Origin of the sequence: Microbacterium limosum, assembly GCF_036324365.1 — a bacterium.
Lineage (GTDB): Bacteria > Actinomycetota > Actinomycetes > Actinomycetales > Microbacteriaceae > Microbacterium > Microbacterium limosum.
In genome coordinates this window covers 1,930,475-1,948,952 of sequence record NZ_CP137080.1, presented here as the reverse complement: position 1 = coordinate 1,948,952, position 18,478 = coordinate 1,930,475, and the positions used below count along the sequence as shown (strand labels likewise).

Sequence of the window (18,478 nt, the reverse complement as noted above, 5' to 3'; positions counted from 1 at the left end):
CGCAAGACTCACTCGGCGAGGCGGGCTCGCACGGCGGCGAGGTCCCCGTCGCTCTGGAGTGCACTGTCGCTCTGGAGTGCACTGTCGCTCTGGAGTGCACTGTCGCTCTGGAGTGCACTGTCGCGCGGGAGCGCCTCGTCGCCTCGCGCGTCGTGGGCCGGGGGCGACAGCTCCGGCGCCGTGATCGCACGCGTGGTCGCCGCGAGCGGAGCCGCCTCGGGGAGCAGCTTCGTGTCATCGATCCCGGGGAAGCGCCGCGCGGTCGCGAGGACGCGGCTCTCGAACGACCCCGCGAAGGCGTTGTAGCTCTCGACGGCTCGCTCGAGCGATCGGCGCAGCGTCTCGGCGTGGCCGGCGAGGGTGCCGAGGCGTGCGTAGAGCGTGGTGCCCAGATCGAAGAGCTGCTTGGCCTCGGCGGAGACGTCCTGCTGCGTCCAGGCGAAGGAGACCGTCTTCAGCACCGCCCAGAGGTTCACGGGGGATGCCAGCGCCACCCTCTTGCCGAACGCGTAGTCCAGCAGCGCCGGGTCGGCATCCAGCGCCGTGGCCAGGAGCGACTCGTTCGGCAGGAAGCAGACGACGAACTCCGGCGCCGTCTCGAGACCGCTCCAGTACGCCTTGCGCGCGAGTGCGTCGATGTGCGCGCGCACGGCCCTGACGTGCCGCTGCAGCAGACTCAGGCGCCGCTCTGCGTCCTCGCCCGTCGCGGTGAGCGGGACGGCGGCCGCCTCGAGATACGCATCGAGGGGGACCTTCGCGTCGACGGGGATGGCGGCACCGCCGGGGAGGCGGATCACCATGTCGGGGCGCCCGGCGCCGGCGTCGGAACTGATCGAGGCCTGCGTCGTGAAGTCGACGTGCCGTGTGAGCCCCGCCGCTTCCACGATGTTGCGCAGCGCCGCCTCGCCCCACACTCCGCGCGTGCCGTTGTCGCGCAGGGCACCCGCGAGCGATTCCGTCGTGCGGCGCAGCTGCTCGTCGGTCTCCAGGGAGAGGCGCAGCTGAGTCGAGATGGCCCCGTACTGCGCCGTGCGCTCCCGTTCGAGGTCGGCGACCTGACGCTGCATCGTGTGCAGCGTCTCCCGCACGGGGGCCAGCGCCTCGAGCACCGCGTGCTCGCGGCGCTCGCGCTCCGCGCGTTCGGCCTGAGAGGCCCGCTCCTGCGCCAGCTGATCGCGCAGCCCCGCGACGAGCGACTCCGCGCCATCCGCGCGCGCACGGGCGGCGCCCAGCTCGGCCGCTCCGCGGGAGCCGCGCACGACCCACCCGATGAGGGCGCCGAGCAGGGCGGCGACGGCGAGGGCGGCGATGGTCACGGCATCCATGGCCCCATCGTGGCACCGGGCTCGGACACCGGCGGGTGCGCGCGCCGCGCGGGGGTCAGGCCACCCGTGCGGCCGCGGCGGCGGCGAGCGCGGAGATCCGCACGCCCGCGACGGCGACCAGCGTCGGCACGTCCCGCGCGCCGTGCCGACGCGCGGCATCCACGACGATGTGCGCGCACGCCTCCGCGTCGGCCCGCGCGTCGTGGTGGGCGAAATCGGCGAAGCCCGCGGCCGCCGCGACGCGGGGGAGGCGGTAGGAGTCCAGCTCGTAGGAGCGGCGCGCCAGCTGCAGGGAGCACAGGTAGCGATAGGGCGGGCACGCGTCGCCGGTGGCCTCGCAGGCCCGTCGGATGACGTTCATGTCGAAGCCGGCGTTGTGGGCCACGAGCACGTCGGCGCCCGCGAAGGCGCAGAGGTCGTCCAGCTGGGCGCTCCACCCCTTCGCCCCGACGACGTCCTCGGCCCGGATGCCGTGGATGCCGATGTTGACGGGGGCGAACGCGTCGTGGCCGGGCGGCGGCTGGATGAGCCATCCCGCGCGGGCGACGACGCGCCCTCCCCGGACGCGCACCATCCCGACGGCGCAGGCCGACGCGGTGCTGGAATTCGCCGTCTCGAAGTCGATCGCGGTGAAATCCAGGGACACGCGCTCAGCCTCGCAAGGCCCGGTCCGGGCCGGCGGCAGGCGCGCCGCGGACGGCGCGGTCGACATAGGCTCGGGCCATGGATGACGGGCAGGGGCTGGCGAGGTCGTTCGGGCGGGCCGCCGCGGCCTACGACACGGGCCGGCCGGGGTATCCCGCCGCGGCGGTGGCGTGGATGCTCGCTCCCGTGGCGATCGACCCCGGCATCCGCGTCGCCGACGTCGGAGCCGGCACGGGCAAGCTGACACGGGAGCTGGCGGCGCTCGGGGCCGACGTCGTCGCGGTCGATCCCGACCCCGTGATGCTCGAGCAGCTGCGCGCGGGAGTCCCCGGCGTGCGGACCGTCGAGGGCACGGCGGAACGGATGCCGCTGCCCGACGCATCCGTCGACGCCGTCCTGCTCGGCCAGGCATGGCACTGGGTCGACCCCGATGCCGGATCGGCCGAGGCCGGTCGCGTGCTGCGGCCCGGCGGTGTGCTCGGGCTCGTCTGGAACGTCCGAGACGAGCACGTGCCCTGGGTCGCGCGCCTCACCGAGATCGTGCACGGCAGCAACGCCGAGCGGCTGATCGCGGAGGGCGGTCCGCGGGTCGCCGACCCGTTCGCCACGCTGGAGCGACGCGAGTGGACGTGGTCGCGGCGGATGTCGCCCGCGACCGTCCTCGAGATGGTGCGCTCGCGCAGCTACGTCATCACGGCGGCGCCCGACGAGCGCGCCCGCATCGAACGAGAGGTCGTCGCCCACGTGGCCGCGCACCCGTTGCGCGCCGGCGACGGCTCGATCGAGATGCCCTACGTGACGCACGCGTTCCGGGCCGTCGTCGGCGGCTGAGGCCGGCCCCCGGAGGAATCCACCGGCGCACCGCCGTAGACTCGATGCCCGTGGCTCTCACTATCGGCATCGTCGGCCTGCCCAACGTCGGCAAGTCCACCCTCTTCAACGCACTGACGAAGAACGACGTGCTCGCCGCGAACTATCCGTTCGCGACGATCGAGCCGAACGTCGGGGTCGTGAGCCTGCCCGACCCGCGCCTCACGCAGCTGGCCGAGATCTTCGGCAGCGAGCGCATCCTGCCCGCGACGGTGTCGTTCGTCGACATCGCGGGCATCGTGCGCGGCGCGAGCGAGGGCGAGGGCCTGGGCAACCAGTTCCTCGCCAACATCCGCGAGGCCGACGCGATCGCGCAGGTCGTCCGCGGCTTCACTGACGACGACGTCGTGCACGTCGAGGGCGGGGTGAACCCCAAGAACGACCTCGAGACGATCAACGCCGAGCTGCAGCTGGCCGACCTGCAGACCCTCGAGCGCGCGATCCCGCGCATCGAGAAGGAGGTCAGGGGGAAGAAGAGCGATCCGAGCGTGCTCGAGGCCGCGACGGCAGCGCGGGACGCGCTGGAGCGGGGCGTGCTGCTCTCGCACTCCGACCTGGACCTCTCGCCGATCAGGGAGCTCGGGCTGCTGACCGCGAAGCCGTACATCTACGTCTTCAACGTCGACGAGGCGATCCTGACGGATGCCGCGGCGAAGGCGAGCCTGGAAGAGCTCGTCGCCCCGGCCAAGGCCGTCTTCCTCGACGCCAAGATCGAATCGGAGCTCATCGACCTCGACCCCGAGGACGCGGCGGAGCTGCTCGCCTCGACGGGGCAGGAGGAGTCCGGCCTCGACCAGCTCGCGCGCATCGGCTTCGACACGCTCGGACTGCAGACCTACCTCACGGCCGGTCCGAAGGAGTCCCGCGCCTGGACGATCGGCAAGGGCTGGAAGGCGCCGCAGGCGGCGGGAGTCATCCACACCGACTTCGAGAAGGGCTTCATCAAGGCCGAGGTCATCTCGTTCGACGACCTGATCGAGGCGGGGTCGGTTCTCGATGCCCGGGCCAAGGGCAAGGCACGCCTGGAGGGCAAGGACTACGTCATGCAGGACGGCGACGTGGTGGAGTTCCGCTTCAACGTCTGAGCCCCGAAGGCCGTGCCGGCAGGGCGCCGGCGACGAACGATGACCGTCCCCAGAGAGGACCCGAGCAATGACCGACACCCAGATCTTCGACGCCGACGGCCGGGCGATCCCCTTCGCCGTCGAGGGTGACGGGCCCGCCCTGGTGCTGATCGCCGGTCTCGGCCTGGGAATCGACTATCTGGGCGCGCTCGCCCATTCGGTCTCGGAGGAGGACTTCCGCGTCATCCGGCTCGGCACCCGCCGCGTCCCCTCCGACCCGTCCGCATCCGTGACGATGAGCCAGCTGGCGCAGGACGTCGTCGACGTCCTCGACGAGCTCGGCATCGCGGACGCCTGGATCGGCGGTCACGAGTTCGGCGGCGCGGTCGCGCGCATCGTCGCCCTCGAGCATGCCGACCGCGTCAATGGAGTACTGCTGCTCGGCGTCGACGAGCCCGCCTCGTCGCCGGGGGCGGTGGAGGCTCCCGAGCACCTGCGCGACGACGCGGTCGCACAGATGCAGCGTTCCGCGCGCGGCGCGGCGCAGCTGCCCCCGCTCGCGCCCGCGATTCCGGTGCTGGTCATCCAGGGAACGGAAGACCCGGTCGCGCCGGCCGCCAACGGCGACGCGCTGCAGGTGGCGGCGCCGGACCGGGTCAGCGTCGTGCGCGTCGAGGGCGGAGGCCACCTCTTCCCGGCGACCCACGTGGGTGCCACCTCATGGGCCATCGAGGACTACCTCGACTGGGACTGACGTCCGATCGACGCCGCCCCGGGTGGGAGGACGTCGCATCAGCAGAGAGCGACGAGGGATGCCGCGACCCAGCGATCGTAGGAGCGCCAGGGGTCGGCGCTCTCGAGCGCGCGGACGTGCCTCATGAGCGCGACGTCGTCCGCGAACCACTCCCCGCCGAGCCGGGAAGTCGCGAACTGCGCATGGCGCGCACGCTCGAGCTCGCGGCCGCCCCGCTCGAACGCGAGCAGTTCGTCGTGGCGGATCGCGGCGAGGCGCCGACGCGGGTCGCCCGACGTGCCGATCTTGATCCGGTCGGCGTAGCGCAGGTAGTACAGGACATCGACGCGCGGGCGCTCGAGGTCGGCATCCGGAGCGTCTCCCACGCGCCATCCGCAGCGCGCGCACCGGATCCGACCGCCGCGTCGCTCACGGCCCGCGTCGCCGCACAGCGCGCACGGCGCGTCGGAGGGGAAGTGCCGCGTCATACCGACACGGTACGTGCGCCCTCCGACGCCCGCGCTCAGCGCGGGGGAGCGCTCGTGAGCTCCGCGAGCAGGTGCTCGACCCGGTCCCGGATGTCGTCGCGAACGGCGCGCACCCCGTCGAGGTCGAGACCAGCCGGGTCGGCGAGCGGCCAGTCCAGGTAGCGCTTGCCCGGGTAGATGGGGCAGGCATCCCCGCACCCCATCGTGACCACGGCATCCGCGGCGCGCACGACGTCGTCGGTCAGCGGCTTGGGGAAGTCCTGCCCCACGTCGATCCCGATCTCGGCGAGCGCGGGCAGGTGGGTCGACACGGTCGCGGTGCGCCCCAGGGCGGCATACGACTCGAACACCACACGCTCGACGGTCTCCTCGTGCTCATGCGCGGGGCGTCTCGGGGAGCAGCTCGCCGATCAGCGCTTCGATGCGGCGGCGGATCTCGTCGCGGATCGGGCGGACGGACTCGATGCCCTGTCCCGCCGGGTCGTCCAGCTCCCAGTCCTCGTAGCGCTTGCCGGGGAAGATCGGGCAGGCGTCGCCGCATCCCATCGTGATCACGACATCCGATACCTCGACTGCCTCGACCGTCAGCACCTTCGGGGCGTGCCCCGCGATGTCGATGCCTTCCTCCGCCATCGCCTCCACGGCGATCGGGTTGATCCGGTCCTTCGGCGCCGAGCCGGCCGAGAGCACCTCGACGTCGTCGCCGGCGAGCGCGCGCAGGTATCCGGCGGCCATCTGCGAGCGTCCGGCGTTGTGGACGCAGACGAAGAGAACGGTGGGCTTGTCGGTCATGATGCTCCTCACGGTCACCTAATGATAGACCGCGGTCTATGTATCGATGGTGAACGCCGGGTGAACGCTCACGCGGGTCGCAGATCCGCGGCGAGCTCGCGCACCCGGAGCTCGATCTCGTCGCGGATCCGTCGCACGTCCGCGAGCGGCAGCCCGGCGGGATCCGCGATATCCCAGTCGACGTAGCGGATGCCCGGGTAGACGGGGCAGGCGTCGCCGCATCCCATCGTGACCACGACGTCGGCGGCGCGCACGACGTCGTCCGTCAGCGGCTTGGGGAACTCGCCGCCGATTCCGACCCCGATCTCGTCGAGCGCGCTCACGATGGTCGACCGGATCTCGCCGCGGGGCTCGGAGCCCGCGGACCTGATCACGACGTCCGGCCCGGTGAGGTGGCGCAGCAGGGCGGCGGCCATCTGAGACCTGCCGGCGTTCTGCGTACAGACGAAGAGCACCTCGCACGCGGCGGGGACGGCGTCGTGGGTGAGCGCGGCCTCGAGCCGGGATGCCGCGAACGCGCTCGTGCGGGAGGCGAGCATCCGCACCCCCGTCGTGGCGCTGAGCAGATCGTGGCTCTCCTGCACGTGGCGGCGGATCGTGTCGCGCCCGAGCACGCCGCGATAGCGCGCGCCGAGGTCGTCGGCGATGCGGTCGAGGTCCACCGGGGGCGTCGGGGGTGCCGCCGCCGGCGCCGCGACGATGTCGGCCAGCTGCTCGGCGTCGCCGGGCGTCAGGGAGTACCACGCCTCGCGGCCCACAGGCTCGCGCTCGACGACGCCCGCCTCGCGGAGGACCCGCATGTGGTGGCTGATCGTCGGCTGGCGAAGGCCCAGGTCGCGCGCCAGGTGGCCGACGAGTGCCCGCCCGTCCGGCGCACCGCGCAGGAGCGCGACGATCCGCGCACGGGTGGGGTCGGCCATCACCGCCAGTCGCGCCGCAGCATCCATAGATGCGAGTCTATGCTCCGGCCGTGTCACACGTGCCGTGAGCCCTCGTCTGGATGCGAGGGCGGCTCGAACTGGAAGGTGGAGTGCTCGATCGAGACGACGAAGTGCTCCGCGACGCATTCCTGCAGGTCGTTCAGGAGCGCGGCCGTGTGGCCGTCGGTGAAGCACTCCTCGTCCACGACGACATGCGCGCTCAGCACGGGGAGGTTCGATGCCACGCGCGAGGCGTGCAGGTCGTGGACCTCCCGCACGTGCGGGAGCGCGAGGATGTGGGACCGGACGGCCGCCAGATCGAGACCCGGGGGAGTCTGCTCCATCAGCACGCTGCCTGCCGCGCGCAACAGGACGAGGGTGCGGGGGATGATCAGCCCGGCGATGAGGATGCCGACGATCGCGTCCGCCCGCTGCCAGCCGAACAGTGCGATGCACAGGGCGGAGACGATCACGCCCACCGACCCCAGCGCGTCGTTGACGACCTCGAGGAACGCCGCCCTCATGTTGAGGTTCGATCGTCGCCCACCCGCGAGCACCAGGAGGGCGACGACATTGGCGACGAGGCCGATCGCTCCGAAGACCACGAGCGGCCCCGCGAGCACCTCCGGGGGCGAGAACAGCCGCCGGACCCCTTCCACGAGGGCGAAGACGCCCACTCCGAGCAGCAGGGCGGCTTGGGCGAGGGCACCGAGCACCTCCGCGCGAGCCCATCCCCACGTCAGACGGTCGGAGGTCGGCAGATCGGCCAGACGCGAGGCCACGACCGCCGTCGCGAGGCCGGCGACGTCGGTGAGCATGTGCGCGGCATCGACGAAGAGGGCGAGGCTACGGGTCATCACCGCGCCGATGACCTCGACGACGAGCACCGCCGCGGTGAGTGCCAAGGCGACCTGCAGGCGCGTACGCGACGCTCCGGCGGTGTGGTCGTGCCCGGCTGTGCCGCCGGGCCCGTGCCCGTGGCCACCGCCTCCCGCGTGTCCGTGTCCTGCTGCCACGCGAACAGGTTAGCCGGGGACGTCGCCGCGCATGCGCGCCGCTAATCTGTAGATCGTGGGCGACACGGTGGGACTCATTGCCGAGATCTTCACCTGGATCGGTGCGGGGCTCGGAGTGGGCCTCCTCCTCGTCGCCCTCATCGCGCGGCTCGCCGATGGTGACTGGGTCGCGGTGCGTGCCGTCGTCGAGCAGACCGATCACGGACCGGTCGTACGCTGGTTCGACGACGACGGCAACGTCAACGAGGCCCCGCTCGGCGCCGCGGACGTCCGGCACATCGGCTCCCGCGACATGGCCGACATCCACTACCGGCGCGGCTGGCGGAACAAGATGCGCATCGAGGCCAGCTCCCACGCCGTGCGATTCCTCGTCCGCCTCGGGCTCCTCATGCTCGGCGTGGGACTTGCGGCGTTCGTCATCGGCTGGATCCCCCTGATCATCGAGAGATGGTGAGCCCTCGCTCGGGGAAGATTTAGCTAGCTAAGCTAGCGATCGTGAAATCCATCTCCCGGCCGCCCCGGCTTCTGCGCATCGGCCTACCCGTGCTGCTGATCCTCGTCTGGCTCGTCGGCGGCTCCATCGGCGGGCCCTACTTCGGCAAGGTCGACGAGGTCTCCACCAACGACCAGTCGTCGTTCCTGCCCGCGAGCGCCGATGCGACGGCCGTCCAGGAGCGGCTGCCGGGGTTCCTCGGCGCGGATTCGGTGCCCGCGCTCGTCGTCGTGACGGGGGAGGGCGAGCTGACCTCCGAGCAGACGGCCGATGTCGCCGCGCTCGCCGAGGACCTCGCCCGGGTCGACGGCGTGACGGGGGATGCCTCCCCGCCCGTCCCGTCGGAGGACGGCCAGGCGCTGCAGATATTCGTGCCGATCGATGCGGACGCCGAACTGCGCGAGAGCGTGACGGAGCTGCGCGACCTCGTTGCCGGCCTGCCCGCACCGCTGGATGGATGGGTGACGGGACCCGCGGGCTTCACGGCCGATCTGACCGAGGGATTCCTCGGCATCGACGGGCTTCTGCTGGCGGTCGCTCTCGGCGCCGTCTTCGTCATCCTCGTCGTCGTCTACCGTTCGCCGCTGCTCCCCCTGCTCGTGCTCGCCTCCTCGGTCTTCGCGCTGTGCGTGGCCCTGCTGACGGTGTGGTGGCTCGCCTTCGCGGGGATCTTCGTGCTCAACGGCCAGGTGCAGGGCATCCTGTTCATCCTCGTCATCGGTGCGGCGACCGACTACGCCCTGCTCTACGTGGCACGGTTCCGCGAGGCGCTCGCCGGCGGCCAGCCGCGGTGGGATGCCGCGGTGACCGCCTGGCGAGGAGCATTCGAGCCGATCCTCGCCTCCGGCGGCACCGTCATCGCGGGCCTGCTCTGCCTCCTGCTCTCGGATCTCGCCAGCAACAAGGCGCTCGGCCCGATCGCCTCCATCGGGATCGCCTTCGCGATGCTCTCCGCCCTGACCTTCCTGCCCGCGCTGCTGGCGGTGTTCGGCCGGGCGGCCTTCTGGCCGTTCGTGCCCAAGCCCGGGACGATCGCCGGCGACCCGGTCGCGGGCCGGGGCGTCTGGCCCGCGACGGCACGCTTCGTCGCGCGCCGTGCCCGCAGCATCTGGATCGTGTGCACGGTGGGCCTGCTCGCCGCGACGGTCGGCGTGCTGCAGCTGGAGGCCGACGGGGTCGCCTCCAGCGACCTCGTGCTGGGGTACTCCCAGGCCAGGGACGGCCAGGAGGTCCTCTCCGAGCACTTCCCGGGCGGATCGGGCAGCCCCGCCTACGTCGTCGTTCCCGAGGGCGACGTCGCCGCGGCGGTCGACGTCGTGGAGGGAGTCGACGGCGCCGACGACGTCGCTATCGCGTCGGGGGACTCGCCGACCGGGCAGGCGGCGGTCACGGTGCGGGACGGCGAGGCCGTCTTCACGGCGGTCGGGCCGCCCGGCACTCCGGAGCCCGCGCCGACTGTCTCCGACGGGGACGTGCTGCTGCAGGTCACTCTCTCGGATGCGGCCGACTCCCTCGCCGCCGAGGCGGCGGTGGAGGATCTGCGCACCGCGTTCGACGCGGAGCTGGGGGAGGGTGTGGCGCAGGTCGGCGGCGTGACCGCGGTCGCGCTCGACACCAATGCGACATCCATCCGCGACCGCACCCTGATCATCCCCGTCGTCCTGGTGGTGATCCTCGTGATCCTCATGCTCCTGCTGCGATCTGTGCTGGCTCCCGTGCTGCTCGTCGCGACGGTCATCGTCTCGTTCGGGGCGGCGCTCGGGGTGAGCGCGCTCGTGTTCGAGCACGTCTTCGGGTTCCCCGGGGCAGACCCCGCGGTGCCGCTCTACGGCTTCGTGTTCCTCGTGGCGCTCGGCATCGACTACAACATCTTCCTCATGACGAGGGTGCGCGAGGAGTCGCTGCGGCACGGCACCCGCCCCGGCATCCTGCGAGGCCTGGTGGCGACCGGCGGCGTCATCACGTCGGCGGGTCTGGTCCTCGCCGCGACGTTCGCCGCTCTCGGGGTGATCCCGATCCTCTTCCTCGCCCAGATCGCGTTCATCGTGGCCTTCGGCGTGCTCCTGGACACCTTCATCGTGCGCTCGCTGCTCGTGCCGGCCCTCGCCCACGACATCGGCCGGGCGATCTGGTGGCCGAGCAGGCTCGCGCGGCGCGAGGTGGACGAGGCGGCGGCTCGCCCGAGAACAGGCGATTCGCTCGAGACAGGCCGATCCCGGCTGTGAGCTCCTGTTCTCGGGCGAACCCCTGTGCTCGTGCGGACGGCCGCTGACGGATGCCGCGGCGCCGCGTACCCTCGGATCATGACCAAGGCCCTGTTCATCGTCGACGTTCAGAACGACTTCACCGAGGGAGGCGCGCTCGCCGTGGAGGGCGGAGACGCGGTCGCGGAGCGGATCAGCGCCCACCTCGCGGAGCATGCGGACGAGTATGCGCTCATCGTGGCGTCCCGGGACTGGCACGATGCCGAGAGCGACAACGGCGGCCACTTCCACCCCGAACCGGACTTCGTGGACACGTGGCCGATCCACTGCGTCTCCGGAACGGCGGGCGCCGAGTACGACCCGGGCCTGGACACGTCGGCCGTGACCCATCACGTCAAGAAGGGGCAGGGCGTGCCCGCCTACTCCCTCTACGAGGGCACGACGGATGACGGGCGCCGTGTCTCGGAGCTGCTGGAGGAGCACCACGTCCTCGACGTCGACGTCGTCGGGATCGCGACCGATCACTGCGTTCGCGCCTCCGCCCTCGATGCGATCGAGCACGGCCGTCGGGTGCGGATCCTCACCGCCCTCGTCGCGGGGGTCTCCGCGGAGGCCAGCGAGCGCGCCCTCGCGGAGCTGGCTCATGCGGGGGCGGAGATCGTCGCGGGTGAGGGGCCTCAGCCCTCGGCGTGACGCTCGAGGAACGCGTACACCTCGGAGTCGTCCACCCCGGGGAACGCCCCGCGGGGCAGGGGTGAGAACATCTGCGTGTGCACCCGTGCGGACGGCCACGCCTTGCCGTCCCACCGGTGCGCGAGGTCCGCCGCGGGTCGGCGGCAGCACGCCTCGTCCGGGCACGTCGATACGGCGCGCGCCGAGCTCTCCCGCCCCCGGAACCATCGCGCATCGTCGAAGGGCACTCCGACCGTGATCGAGAACTCTCCGTCGGGGGTCGTGCCCGTCTGCGTCGAGCACCAGTAGGTGCCGGCGGGCGTGTCCGTGTACTGGTAGTGCTCGGTCGTGCGATTCTGCTGCGAGAAGGCGCTGCGCGCCGAGAACTTGCGGCACACGATCTGACCCTCGACGGAGCCCGTGACATCCATCGGCAGGGGGAGGCCGTCGTTCTCGTAGACGCGCTGCAGCGAGCCGTTGTGATCGACCCGCAGGAAGTGCAGGGCGATGCCGAGGTGCTGCGTGACGAGGTTGGTCATCCGCATGCCTGCGGCCTCGTGGGTGACGCCGAACGCGTCGCGGAAGTCCTCGACGGCGAGGTTGCGATCCTTCTTCGCCTGCTGCAGGAACGCGACGGCGTTCGTCTCGGGCATGAGGCAGCACGCGGCGAAGTAGTTGATCTCGAGTCGCTGCTGCAGGAAGTCGGCGTAGTCGGTGGGCCTGGTGTGCCCGAGCAGACGATGCGCCATCGCCTGCAGCGCCATGGAGCGCAGGCCGTGGCCGCCGGGAATGGATGCCGGGGGCAGATAGATGCGCCCGTTCTCGAGGTCGGTGATCGAGCGCGTGGAGGAGGGCAGGTCGCCCGCGTAGATCAGCTCGAAGCCGAGCTTGTCCGCCATGATGCTCACCGTGCGGTGCGTGAGCGCGCCCGACGTGTGTCCCGCGGCGCGCAGCTGCTTCTCGGCGAGCCGCTCGATATCGGCGAGGTAGTTGTGGCGGTCGCGCATCCGCAGCCGTAGCTCCGTGTTGGCGCGGCGCGCCTCCTCGGGGGTCGCGATCGCCTCCCTCTCCCTGCGCTGGAGCTCGTGGTGCAGGCCCAGCAGCGACTCGATCGTCTCGTCAGAGATGCCCTTGGTGACCCGGACGGGTGCGATGCCCAGCCGGCGGAACACCGGGCTCGCCTGGGCGCGCTCGAGCTCGATCTCCAGCGCGGCGCGTCGGTTCGGCGGCTCGCCCGAGATGAGATCGGACACGTCGGTCTCGGTGGCGTCGGCGATCGCCTGCAGCAGGGAGAGCTTCGGCTCGCGCTTGCCGTTCTCGATGAGGCTCAGCTGACTGCCCGCGACGCCGACGCGCGCGCCGAGCTCGTCGAGCGTCAGTCCCGCCCCCAGGCGGTGGTGACGGACCCGATGACCCAGGGTGGAGAGTTCGATGCCGGTCGCCATGAATTGAGGATAGCGAAGGAATCACAATTCTTTCGCGCAAATTCCGGACAAATCGCACGGGAACGTCGGTGAAATGGAGGAAACCCGACCTGTAATGGAGCGACAGATGGCCCTCGCCGAGACCTTCACCAGCCGCACCCCTTCCACCCCCGCGCGATCGATGGCCGCGTTCGGCCGCCGCCCGGCCGGCGAGCCCGGTCTCCAGGAGCTCCTCGCGTGGGTCGACGAGATCGCCGCGCTGACCCAGCCCGACCGCATCCACTGGATCGACGGATCCGCCGCGGAGAACGATGCACTGCTGCGGCAGATGGTCGACGACGGCACGCTCATCAAACTCAATCCGGAGTGGCGCCCGGGCTCCTACCTGGCGCGCTCGCACCCGGGAGACGTCGCGCGAACCGAGGGGCGCACGTACATCGCGTCGGAGCGCGAGGAGGATGCCGGGCCGACGAACAACTGGGTGGCCCCTGAGGAGATCCGCGGCACGATGACCGAGATCTTCGCCGGCAGCATGCGCGGGCGCACGATGTACGTCGTGCCGTTCTCGATGGGCGCCGTGGGCGGCCCCCTCTCCCACATCGGCGTCCAGCTCACCGACAGCCCCTACGCCGTGGTCTCCATCGGCATCATGACGCGAGTGGGCGCCGAGGTCACGCGCCAGATCGCCGCCGGAAAGCCGTGGGTCAAGACGGTGCACTCGGTGGGAGCCCCCCTGGCGCCTGGCGAGAAGAGCGATGCCTGGCCCTGCAACGAGGAGAAGTACATCGTCCACTTCCCCGACACGCTCGAGGTGTGGTCGTACGGATCGGGGTACGGCGGCAACGCGATCCTCGCCAAGAAGTGCTTCGCGCTGCGGATCGCCTCCGTCATCGGACGCGACGAGGGATGGCTCGCCGAGCACATGCTGCTCATCCGGGTGATCGATCCGCAGGGCCGCAGGTACCACGTCGCCGCGGCGTTCCCGTCCGCGTGCGGCAAGACGAACCTCGCGATGCTGCGCCCGACCATCCCGGGATGGCGCGTGGAGACGCTGGGAGACGACATCGCGTGGCTGCGGCCGGGGGAGGACGGCCGCCTCTGGGCGATCAACCCCGAGGCCGGCTTCTTCGGCGTCGCTCCCGGTACCGGCGAGTCGACGAATGTCACGGCCGTCGAGACGCTGTGGGGCAACACGATCTTCACCAACGTCGCCCTGCGGCCGGACGGAGACGTCTGGTGGGAGGGTCTCACGGACGAGGCGCCCGCGAACCTGACCGACTGGGAGGGCAACCCGTGGATGCCGGACTCCGGGCGGCCGGCGGCGCACCCCAACTCCCGTTTCACCGTCAGCGCCGGGCAGTGCCCGCAGATCGCCGAGGACTGGGATGCCGCGGAGGGCGTGCCCCTCGACGCCATCCTCTTCGGGGGTCGCCGTGCGACGAACGTGCCCCTCGTGGTCGAGGCCACCGACTGGACGCACGGCGTCTTCATGGGCTCCAACATCTCCTCAGAGCGCACCGCCGCCGCCGAGGGGACGCTGGGTGAGCTGCGCCGGGACCCGTTCGCGATGCTGCCCTTCTGCGGCTACAACATGGCGGACTACTTCGGGCACTGGCTGGCAGTGGGTCAGAAGCTCCGCTTCGACCGGGCTCCGCGCGTCTTCCAGGTGAACTGGTTCCGTCGTGGGGACGACGGCCGCTTCCTGTGGCCGGGATTCGGCGACAACGCACGGGTCATCGAGTGGATCGTGCGGCGTCTGAACGGCGAGGTCGGCGCCGTCGACAGCCCGATCGGGCGGCTGCCCCGGACCGAGGACCTGAACCTCTCGGGGATCGACGTGCCCGAGGCCGATCTCGAGGAGCTGTTCTCGGTCTCGCCGCAGACGTGGCAGATCGAGGCCGATCTGACGGAGGAGTTCTACGCGACCTTCGACGGCAGGGTGCCGCCTGCGCTGTACGCCGAGCTCGCCGCGCTGCGGTACCGCCTGAAGCAGGCCGGCTAGTACGCCCTCGCGTGCGGGCGGGGCGCCCCGCACGCGAGGTGGGTGGACGCCGCCGCTAGACGAGCAACTGGTGCCGGGCGAGCTCCCGGTACAGCGGTGTCGATTCCACCAGCTCGGCGTGCGTTCCCGTGCCGACGACTCGCCCCCGCTCGAGCACGACGATCAGGTCGCTGTCGACGACCGTCGACAGTCGGTGGGCGATCACGAGCAGCGTGCGGCCCCGGGCGACCGCATCGATGGCCTCCCTCATGCGCTGTTCGTTGACGCCGTCCAACGACGACGTCGACTCGTCCAGCAGCAGCACGGGAGGCGCCGCCAGGATCGCTCGTGCGATCGCGAGCCGCTGCCGCTCGCCGCCGGAGAGCATGACGCCGTCCTCGCCGACGGGGGCGTCGATCCCCAGCTCGTTGCGCTCGAGCACGTCGCCGAGGTTGACCTCCCGCAGCACGCGCTCGCAGTCGGCGTCGGATGCCTCGGGTGACGCGAGCCGCAGGTTGTCCGCGATCGTGCCGGCGAGGGTGGGGGCATCCTGCTCCACGTAGCCGAAGCGGGCACGCAGATCCGTGCGTGCGATGTCGCGCACATCGACGCCGTCGACGAGGATGGAGCCGTCCGTGGGGTCGTAGAAGCGCTCGATGAGCGAGAGGATCGTGCTCTTGCCCGCACCGCTCGGGCCGACGAGTGCCACGCGAGCGCCCCGCGGGACGGCGAAGCTCACCCCGCGCAGCACCTCGCGCGCGGGCTCCGGCTCGGGCGCCCCGTCCGAGACCCGCGGTTCGACGTGCGCCTCCTCGAGCAGCGAGCGCGCCTCCGCGGCGGCCTTCTCCCGCGCGGCGATGACGGCATCGGGGTAGCGGAAGCGCACGTCGCGGAAGGCGATCGCGGGCACGGTGTCCGCGACGGCCACGGCATCCGTCCCGACCCGTTCGCGGGGGACGCCGTCGCCGGCGTCCTCGGTCGGCAGGTCGAGCACCTCCTGGATGCGGCCGAGCGCCCCCAGGGCCTGGTTGACGCTCGTGATGGCGCCGAAGGTGGTCGCCAGCGGAGCGATCAGCAGGAAGAGGAACATCACGAAGGTCACCAGCTGCGCGATCGAGATGGCGCCCGCCGCGACGCGGAAGCCGCCGACCCCGAGGACGGTGAGGAGCGAGAGCTGCATCGCGATGCCGGCGACGGGGACGACGAGCGCGGAGACCTTGGCGATGCGCACGCCGACGTCGTAGGCCTCGCTCGCCATCCTCGTGACGGAGGCGACCTCGCGGTCGGTCGCGCCCGCCGCGCGCACCGTGCGGATGGAGCCGACCGCGCGCTCGACGCCGCTGGCGAGCTCGCCGACCTTGATCTGCTGCTGCGTCGACGCCGTGCGGATGCGCCCGCTCAGCAGCACCACCACGACGACCGAGCCGCCGATCACGAGCAGGATCAGACCGAGCAGGAGCGGGTCGATGAACAACATGGCGAGCAGGGCGCCGACGAGGATCAGGGCGTTGCCCACGGCATCCGCGAGCCCCTGTGTGAGCACCGCGTAGAGCAGCGTGGTGTCGGTGCCCACGCGGGAGACGAGGTCGCCGGTGCGGCGCGCGTCGAATTCGCTGACCGGGAGGTGGAGGATGCGGGCGATCAGCTTGCGGCGGCTGGAGTACACCACCGCGGTGCCCGTGCGCTGCAGCAGGTAATGCTGGTAGCCGGAGATCACCGAGGAGACGACGACGAAGCCGATGAGCAGCCAGATGAGGATGCCGAGGTCCAGGCCCTCCTGCACGCGCGAGATGACCTGACCCACGAGGAGGGGCTGGACGAGGGTCGCGCCGGCACCCAGCACGCTGAGGACCGCGACGACGACGAGCACCTTCTTGTGCTCGAACAGGAAGGGCAGCAGCTGCCGGAACGTGGCGCGTGGGCCATCGGGGTCGGGACGATTCCGGCGGCCGCGTCGCGCGGCAGGGGCGGGGGAGGGGGTGCTCATCGGGGGTTCCTGATCCTGGGGCGGTTGTCGCTCCACCACGACCGTACTTCCCCCCGGCGTGAGAGGGGACACCCGGCGGCTGGCGGAGCGCTCGGATCCCGGCCCCGGACGTGCGTGAGGCCCGCACCTGCGCCAGGTGCGGGCCTCACGGTCGTGGTGTTAGTGGGCCATGTTTGCGAGGGCTTGGGGGTCGATGGTGGCGATGGAGCGGGTGTCTTGGAAGGCGCGGATGCCTTCGATTCCTTGTTCGCGGCCGTAGCCGGATTGCTTCATGCCGCCGAAGGGGGCGCGGAGGTCGAGGCGGGTGGCGCCGTGGTCGTTGATCCAGACGTATCCGCAGATCAGTTGGGAGCCGACGCGGTGGGCGGTGTCGGGGTCGGCGGTCCAGACCGATCCGCACAGTCCGCCCCAGGTGTCGTTGGCGAGGCGGATGGCTTCGTCTTCGGTGTCGAAGGGGATGATGGGGATGACGGGTCCGAATTGTTCCTGGGTGACCACGCGCAGGCCCGGGTCGGGGTCGATGACGATCGCGGGGCGGAGGAAGTTGCCGCCGGCGAGGTCTCCGGTGGGGAGGGTGCCGTATTCGCGGACGTCGGCGCCGGCGTCTTTGGCTTCTTGGATGATCTCTTCCACGAATGCTTTCTGCGCGCCCTGGTGGAGGGGTCCCATGGTGGTGGCCTGGTCCAGGCCGTGTCCGAGGACGACGTTTTTCAGGCGGTTTTCCAGGCCGGTGACGAGTTCGTCCAGGCGGGAGCGGTGCACGAAGACGCGTTTGGCGTTCATGCAGATCTGTCCGGTGCTGTCGTAGATCGCGGCGTAGAGGCGGTCCAGGTGGGTGTCATCGAGGATCGCGTCTTCCAGGAACACCGCCGCGTCGTTGCCGCCCAGTTCCAGGGTGACGCGGGTGAGGGAGCGGGCGGCCATCTCGGCGATGCGCTTGCCGCCGCCGACGGACCCGGTGAAGCAGACCTTCGCGATGTCGGTGTTCTGGATCAGGCCGGACATGTTCTCGTCCTTGCCGGTGACGATGTTCAGCACCCCGGCGGGTAGTTTCTCCGCCACCCGCTGCACCAGCCGGGTGGTCGCCAGCGGCGCCGAGGGCGGCGGCTTGACGATCGCGGTGTTCCCCGCCAGCAGCGCGTGGGGCAGCGCCGCTCCCAGGATCGCGATGGGCCAGTTGAACGGCACGATGATCGTCACCGCACCCAACGGCTGGTAGGACACCTCGGTGGAGACGGGGATGTGTCCGGGGACCACCGGCAGCGTCTTGGACGCCTCGACCTCGTCGGCGAGCATCAACGCGAGGTTCCACCGGATCTCGAACACCAGCGCGTCCACCCACGCCTCCAACCGCACCTTCCCGTTCTCCAACGACAAGATCTCCGCGTCCGCGTCCCGATCATCCCCGATCCCCGCGATCGCGTCGGCCATCAACCCGGCCCGCTCCGCCGCCGACAACCCCGACCACGCCGGGAACGCCGCGTTCGCCGCCGCGACCGCGTCCGCGACATCCCCCGCCGACGCCGACGCGGCCTCACCGACCACCACACCCGGCCTCGCCGGATCCACCACACTCAACACCTCACCGGTATGACGCTCCACGCCCCCGATGAACAACCCCGTCCGCACACCCGCGGACGTCTCGACTACAGACATATCGACTCCACTTCTCTGTGTTCGCTTGCGCTTGTGCGCCGTTGAGAATGCGGCGGTGCGCTCGTCCATCCGCTCACGCCCGCCGCGGCCGAGCCGGGGCGGCCCGTGCGACGGAGGAGGCATTGCGACGTTGTGACCACGATGCTAACCCGGATTGGCGCAAATGTCGTCGCCAAAATCGAGGCGTGCGGTACTGTCGGAAAAGGCC

At 71.1% G+C, this 18,478-nt stretch carries 17 protein-coding genes and 1 pseudogene; 7 read left to right on the top strand and 11 right to left on the bottom strand.

Translation table 11 applies throughout. From position 1 onward, the window contains the following. Window positions 1-8: 8 nt before the first annotated feature. Window positions 9-1,325, bottom strand: coding sequence for a DNA recombination protein RmuC (locus tag RYJ27_RS09385; RefSeq protein WP_330170057.1), 1,317 nt, complete (start codon window positions 1,323-1,325; stop codon window positions 9-11). A gap of 55 nt (window positions 1,326-1,380) precedes the next feature. After that, complete coding sequence (locus RYJ27_RS09380; protein ID WP_330170056.1) at window positions 1,381-1,971, bottom strand: 3'-5' exonuclease; 591 nt, start codon at window positions 1,969-1,971, stop codon at window positions 1,381-1,383. Between the two features lie 77 nt (window positions 1,972-2,048). On the opposite strand from RYJ27_RS09380, the gene RYJ27_RS09375 reads away from it, so the two are divergent. The 3 genes from RYJ27_RS09375 to RYJ27_RS09365 all read left to right on the top strand — a co-directional run bounded on the left by RYJ27_RS09375 (window position 2,049) and on the right by RYJ27_RS09365 (window position 4,658). Next, window positions 2,049-2,801, top strand: a complete 753-nt coding sequence (locus RYJ27_RS09375) for a class I SAM-dependent methyltransferase (RefSeq protein WP_330170055.1) — start codon at window positions 2,049-2,051, stop codon at window positions 2,799-2,801. Window positions 2,802-2,851: 50 nt separating this feature from the next. Next, complete coding sequence (gene ychF, locus RYJ27_RS09370; protein ID WP_330170054.1) at window positions 2,852-3,925, top strand: redox-regulated ATPase YchF; 1,074 nt, start codon at window positions 2,852-2,854, stop codon at window positions 3,923-3,925. A 67-nt stretch (window positions 3,926-3,992) separates the two neighbouring features. Beyond that, entirely contained in the window at window positions 3,993-4,658 is a 666-nt protein-coding gene (locus tag RYJ27_RS09365; RefSeq protein WP_330170053.1) for an alpha/beta fold hydrolase, read from the top strand. A 38-nt stretch (window positions 4,659-4,696) separates the two neighbouring features. Here RYJ27_RS09365 and RYJ27_RS09360 read toward each other — a convergent pair whose 3' ends face one another. From RYJ27_RS09360 to RYJ27_RS09335, 6 genes and pseudogenes are all read right to left on the bottom strand, one after another. Continuing rightward, entirely contained in the window at window positions 4,697-5,023 is a 327-nt protein-coding gene (locus RYJ27_RS09360; protein WP_330170052.1) for a GIY-YIG nuclease family protein, read from the bottom strand. A gap of 137 nt (window positions 5,024-5,160) precedes the next feature. Next, window positions 5,161-5,436: an arsenate reductase/protein-tyrosine-phosphatase family protein gene (locus RYJ27_RS09355; RefSeq protein ID WP_330172039.1), complete on the bottom strand. Its 276-nt coding sequence runs from the start codon at window positions 5,434-5,436 to the stop codon at window positions 5,161-5,163. Beyond that, window positions 5,419-5,484: pseudogene (locus RYJ27_RS09350) on the bottom strand (arsenate reductase ArsC); the annotation flags it as partial. The gene RYJ27_RS09355 and the pseudogene RYJ27_RS09350, both read right to left, overlap by 18 nt. A 16-nt stretch (window positions 5,485-5,500) precedes the next feature. Then, entirely contained in the window at window positions 5,501-5,917 is a 417-nt protein-coding gene (locus tag RYJ27_RS09345; protein ID WP_330170051.1) for an arsenate reductase ArsC, read from the bottom strand. Between the two features lie 68 nt (window positions 5,918-5,985). Further along, on the bottom strand, window positions 5,986-6,864 hold the full coding sequence (locus tag RYJ27_RS09340) for a metalloregulator ArsR/SmtB family transcription factor (RefSeq protein WP_330170050.1): 879 nt from the start codon (window positions 6,862-6,864) through the stop codon (window positions 5,986-5,988). Window positions 6,865-6,890: 26 nt separating this feature from the next. After that, a complete protein-coding gene (locus tag RYJ27_RS09335; protein ID WP_330170049.1) occupies window positions 6,891-7,853 on the bottom strand; it encodes a cation diffusion facilitator family transporter in 963 nt (320 codons plus the stop codon). 55 nt (window positions 7,854-7,908) lie between these two features. Between RYJ27_RS09335 and RYJ27_RS09330 the strand changes: the two genes are divergently transcribed. The 3 genes from RYJ27_RS09330 to RYJ27_RS09320 all read left to right on the top strand — a co-directional run bounded on the left by RYJ27_RS09330 (window position 7,909) and on the right by RYJ27_RS09320 (window position 11,243). Then, window positions 7,909-8,307, top strand: a complete 399-nt coding sequence (locus RYJ27_RS09330) for a hypothetical protein (RefSeq protein WP_330170048.1) — start codon at window positions 7,909-7,911, stop codon at window positions 8,305-8,307. A 38-nt stretch (window positions 8,308-8,345) separates the two neighbouring features. Then, window positions 8,346-10,571, top strand: coding sequence for an MMPL family transporter (locus RYJ27_RS09325; RefSeq protein WP_422732892.1), 2,226 nt, complete (start codon window positions 8,346-8,348; stop codon window positions 10,569-10,571). Window positions 10,572-10,649: 78 nt separating this feature from the next. Then, window positions 10,650-11,243: an isochorismatase family protein gene (locus tag RYJ27_RS09320; RefSeq protein WP_330170046.1), complete on the top strand. Its 594-nt coding sequence runs from the start codon at window positions 10,650-10,652 to the stop codon at window positions 11,241-11,243. Here RYJ27_RS09320 and RYJ27_RS09315 read toward each other — a convergent pair. Continuing rightward, entirely contained in the window at window positions 11,228-12,667 is a 1,440-nt protein-coding gene (locus RYJ27_RS09315; RefSeq protein ID WP_330170045.1) for a helix-turn-helix domain-containing protein, read from the bottom strand. The two genes, RYJ27_RS09320 and RYJ27_RS09315, sit on opposite strands and share 16 nt — an antisense overlap. A 106-nt stretch (window positions 12,668-12,773) precedes the next feature. On the opposite strand from RYJ27_RS09315, the gene RYJ27_RS09310 reads away from it, so the two are divergent. Beyond that, complete coding sequence (locus tag RYJ27_RS09310; protein WP_330170044.1) at window positions 12,774-14,648, top strand: phosphoenolpyruvate carboxykinase (GTP); 1,875 nt, start codon at window positions 12,774-12,776, stop codon at window positions 14,646-14,648. 55 nt (window positions 14,649-14,703) lie between these two features. On the opposite strand, the gene RYJ27_RS09305 is transcribed toward RYJ27_RS09310, so the two are convergent. Both RYJ27_RS09305 and RYJ27_RS09300 read right to left on the bottom strand, forming a co-directional pair. Then, window positions 14,704-16,614: an ABC transporter ATP-binding protein gene (locus tag RYJ27_RS09305; protein WP_330170043.1), complete on the bottom strand. Its 1,911-nt coding sequence runs from the start codon at window positions 16,612-16,614 to the stop codon at window positions 14,704-14,706. Window positions 16,615-16,773: 159 nt separating this feature from the next. Then, window positions 16,774-18,270 (bottom strand): aldehyde dehydrogenase family protein, encoded by a 1,497-nt coding sequence (locus tag RYJ27_RS09300; RefSeq protein ID WP_330170042.1) that lies wholly within the window; start codon window positions 18,268-18,270, stop codon window positions 16,774-16,776. Window positions 18,271-18,478: the final 208 nt, after the last annotated feature.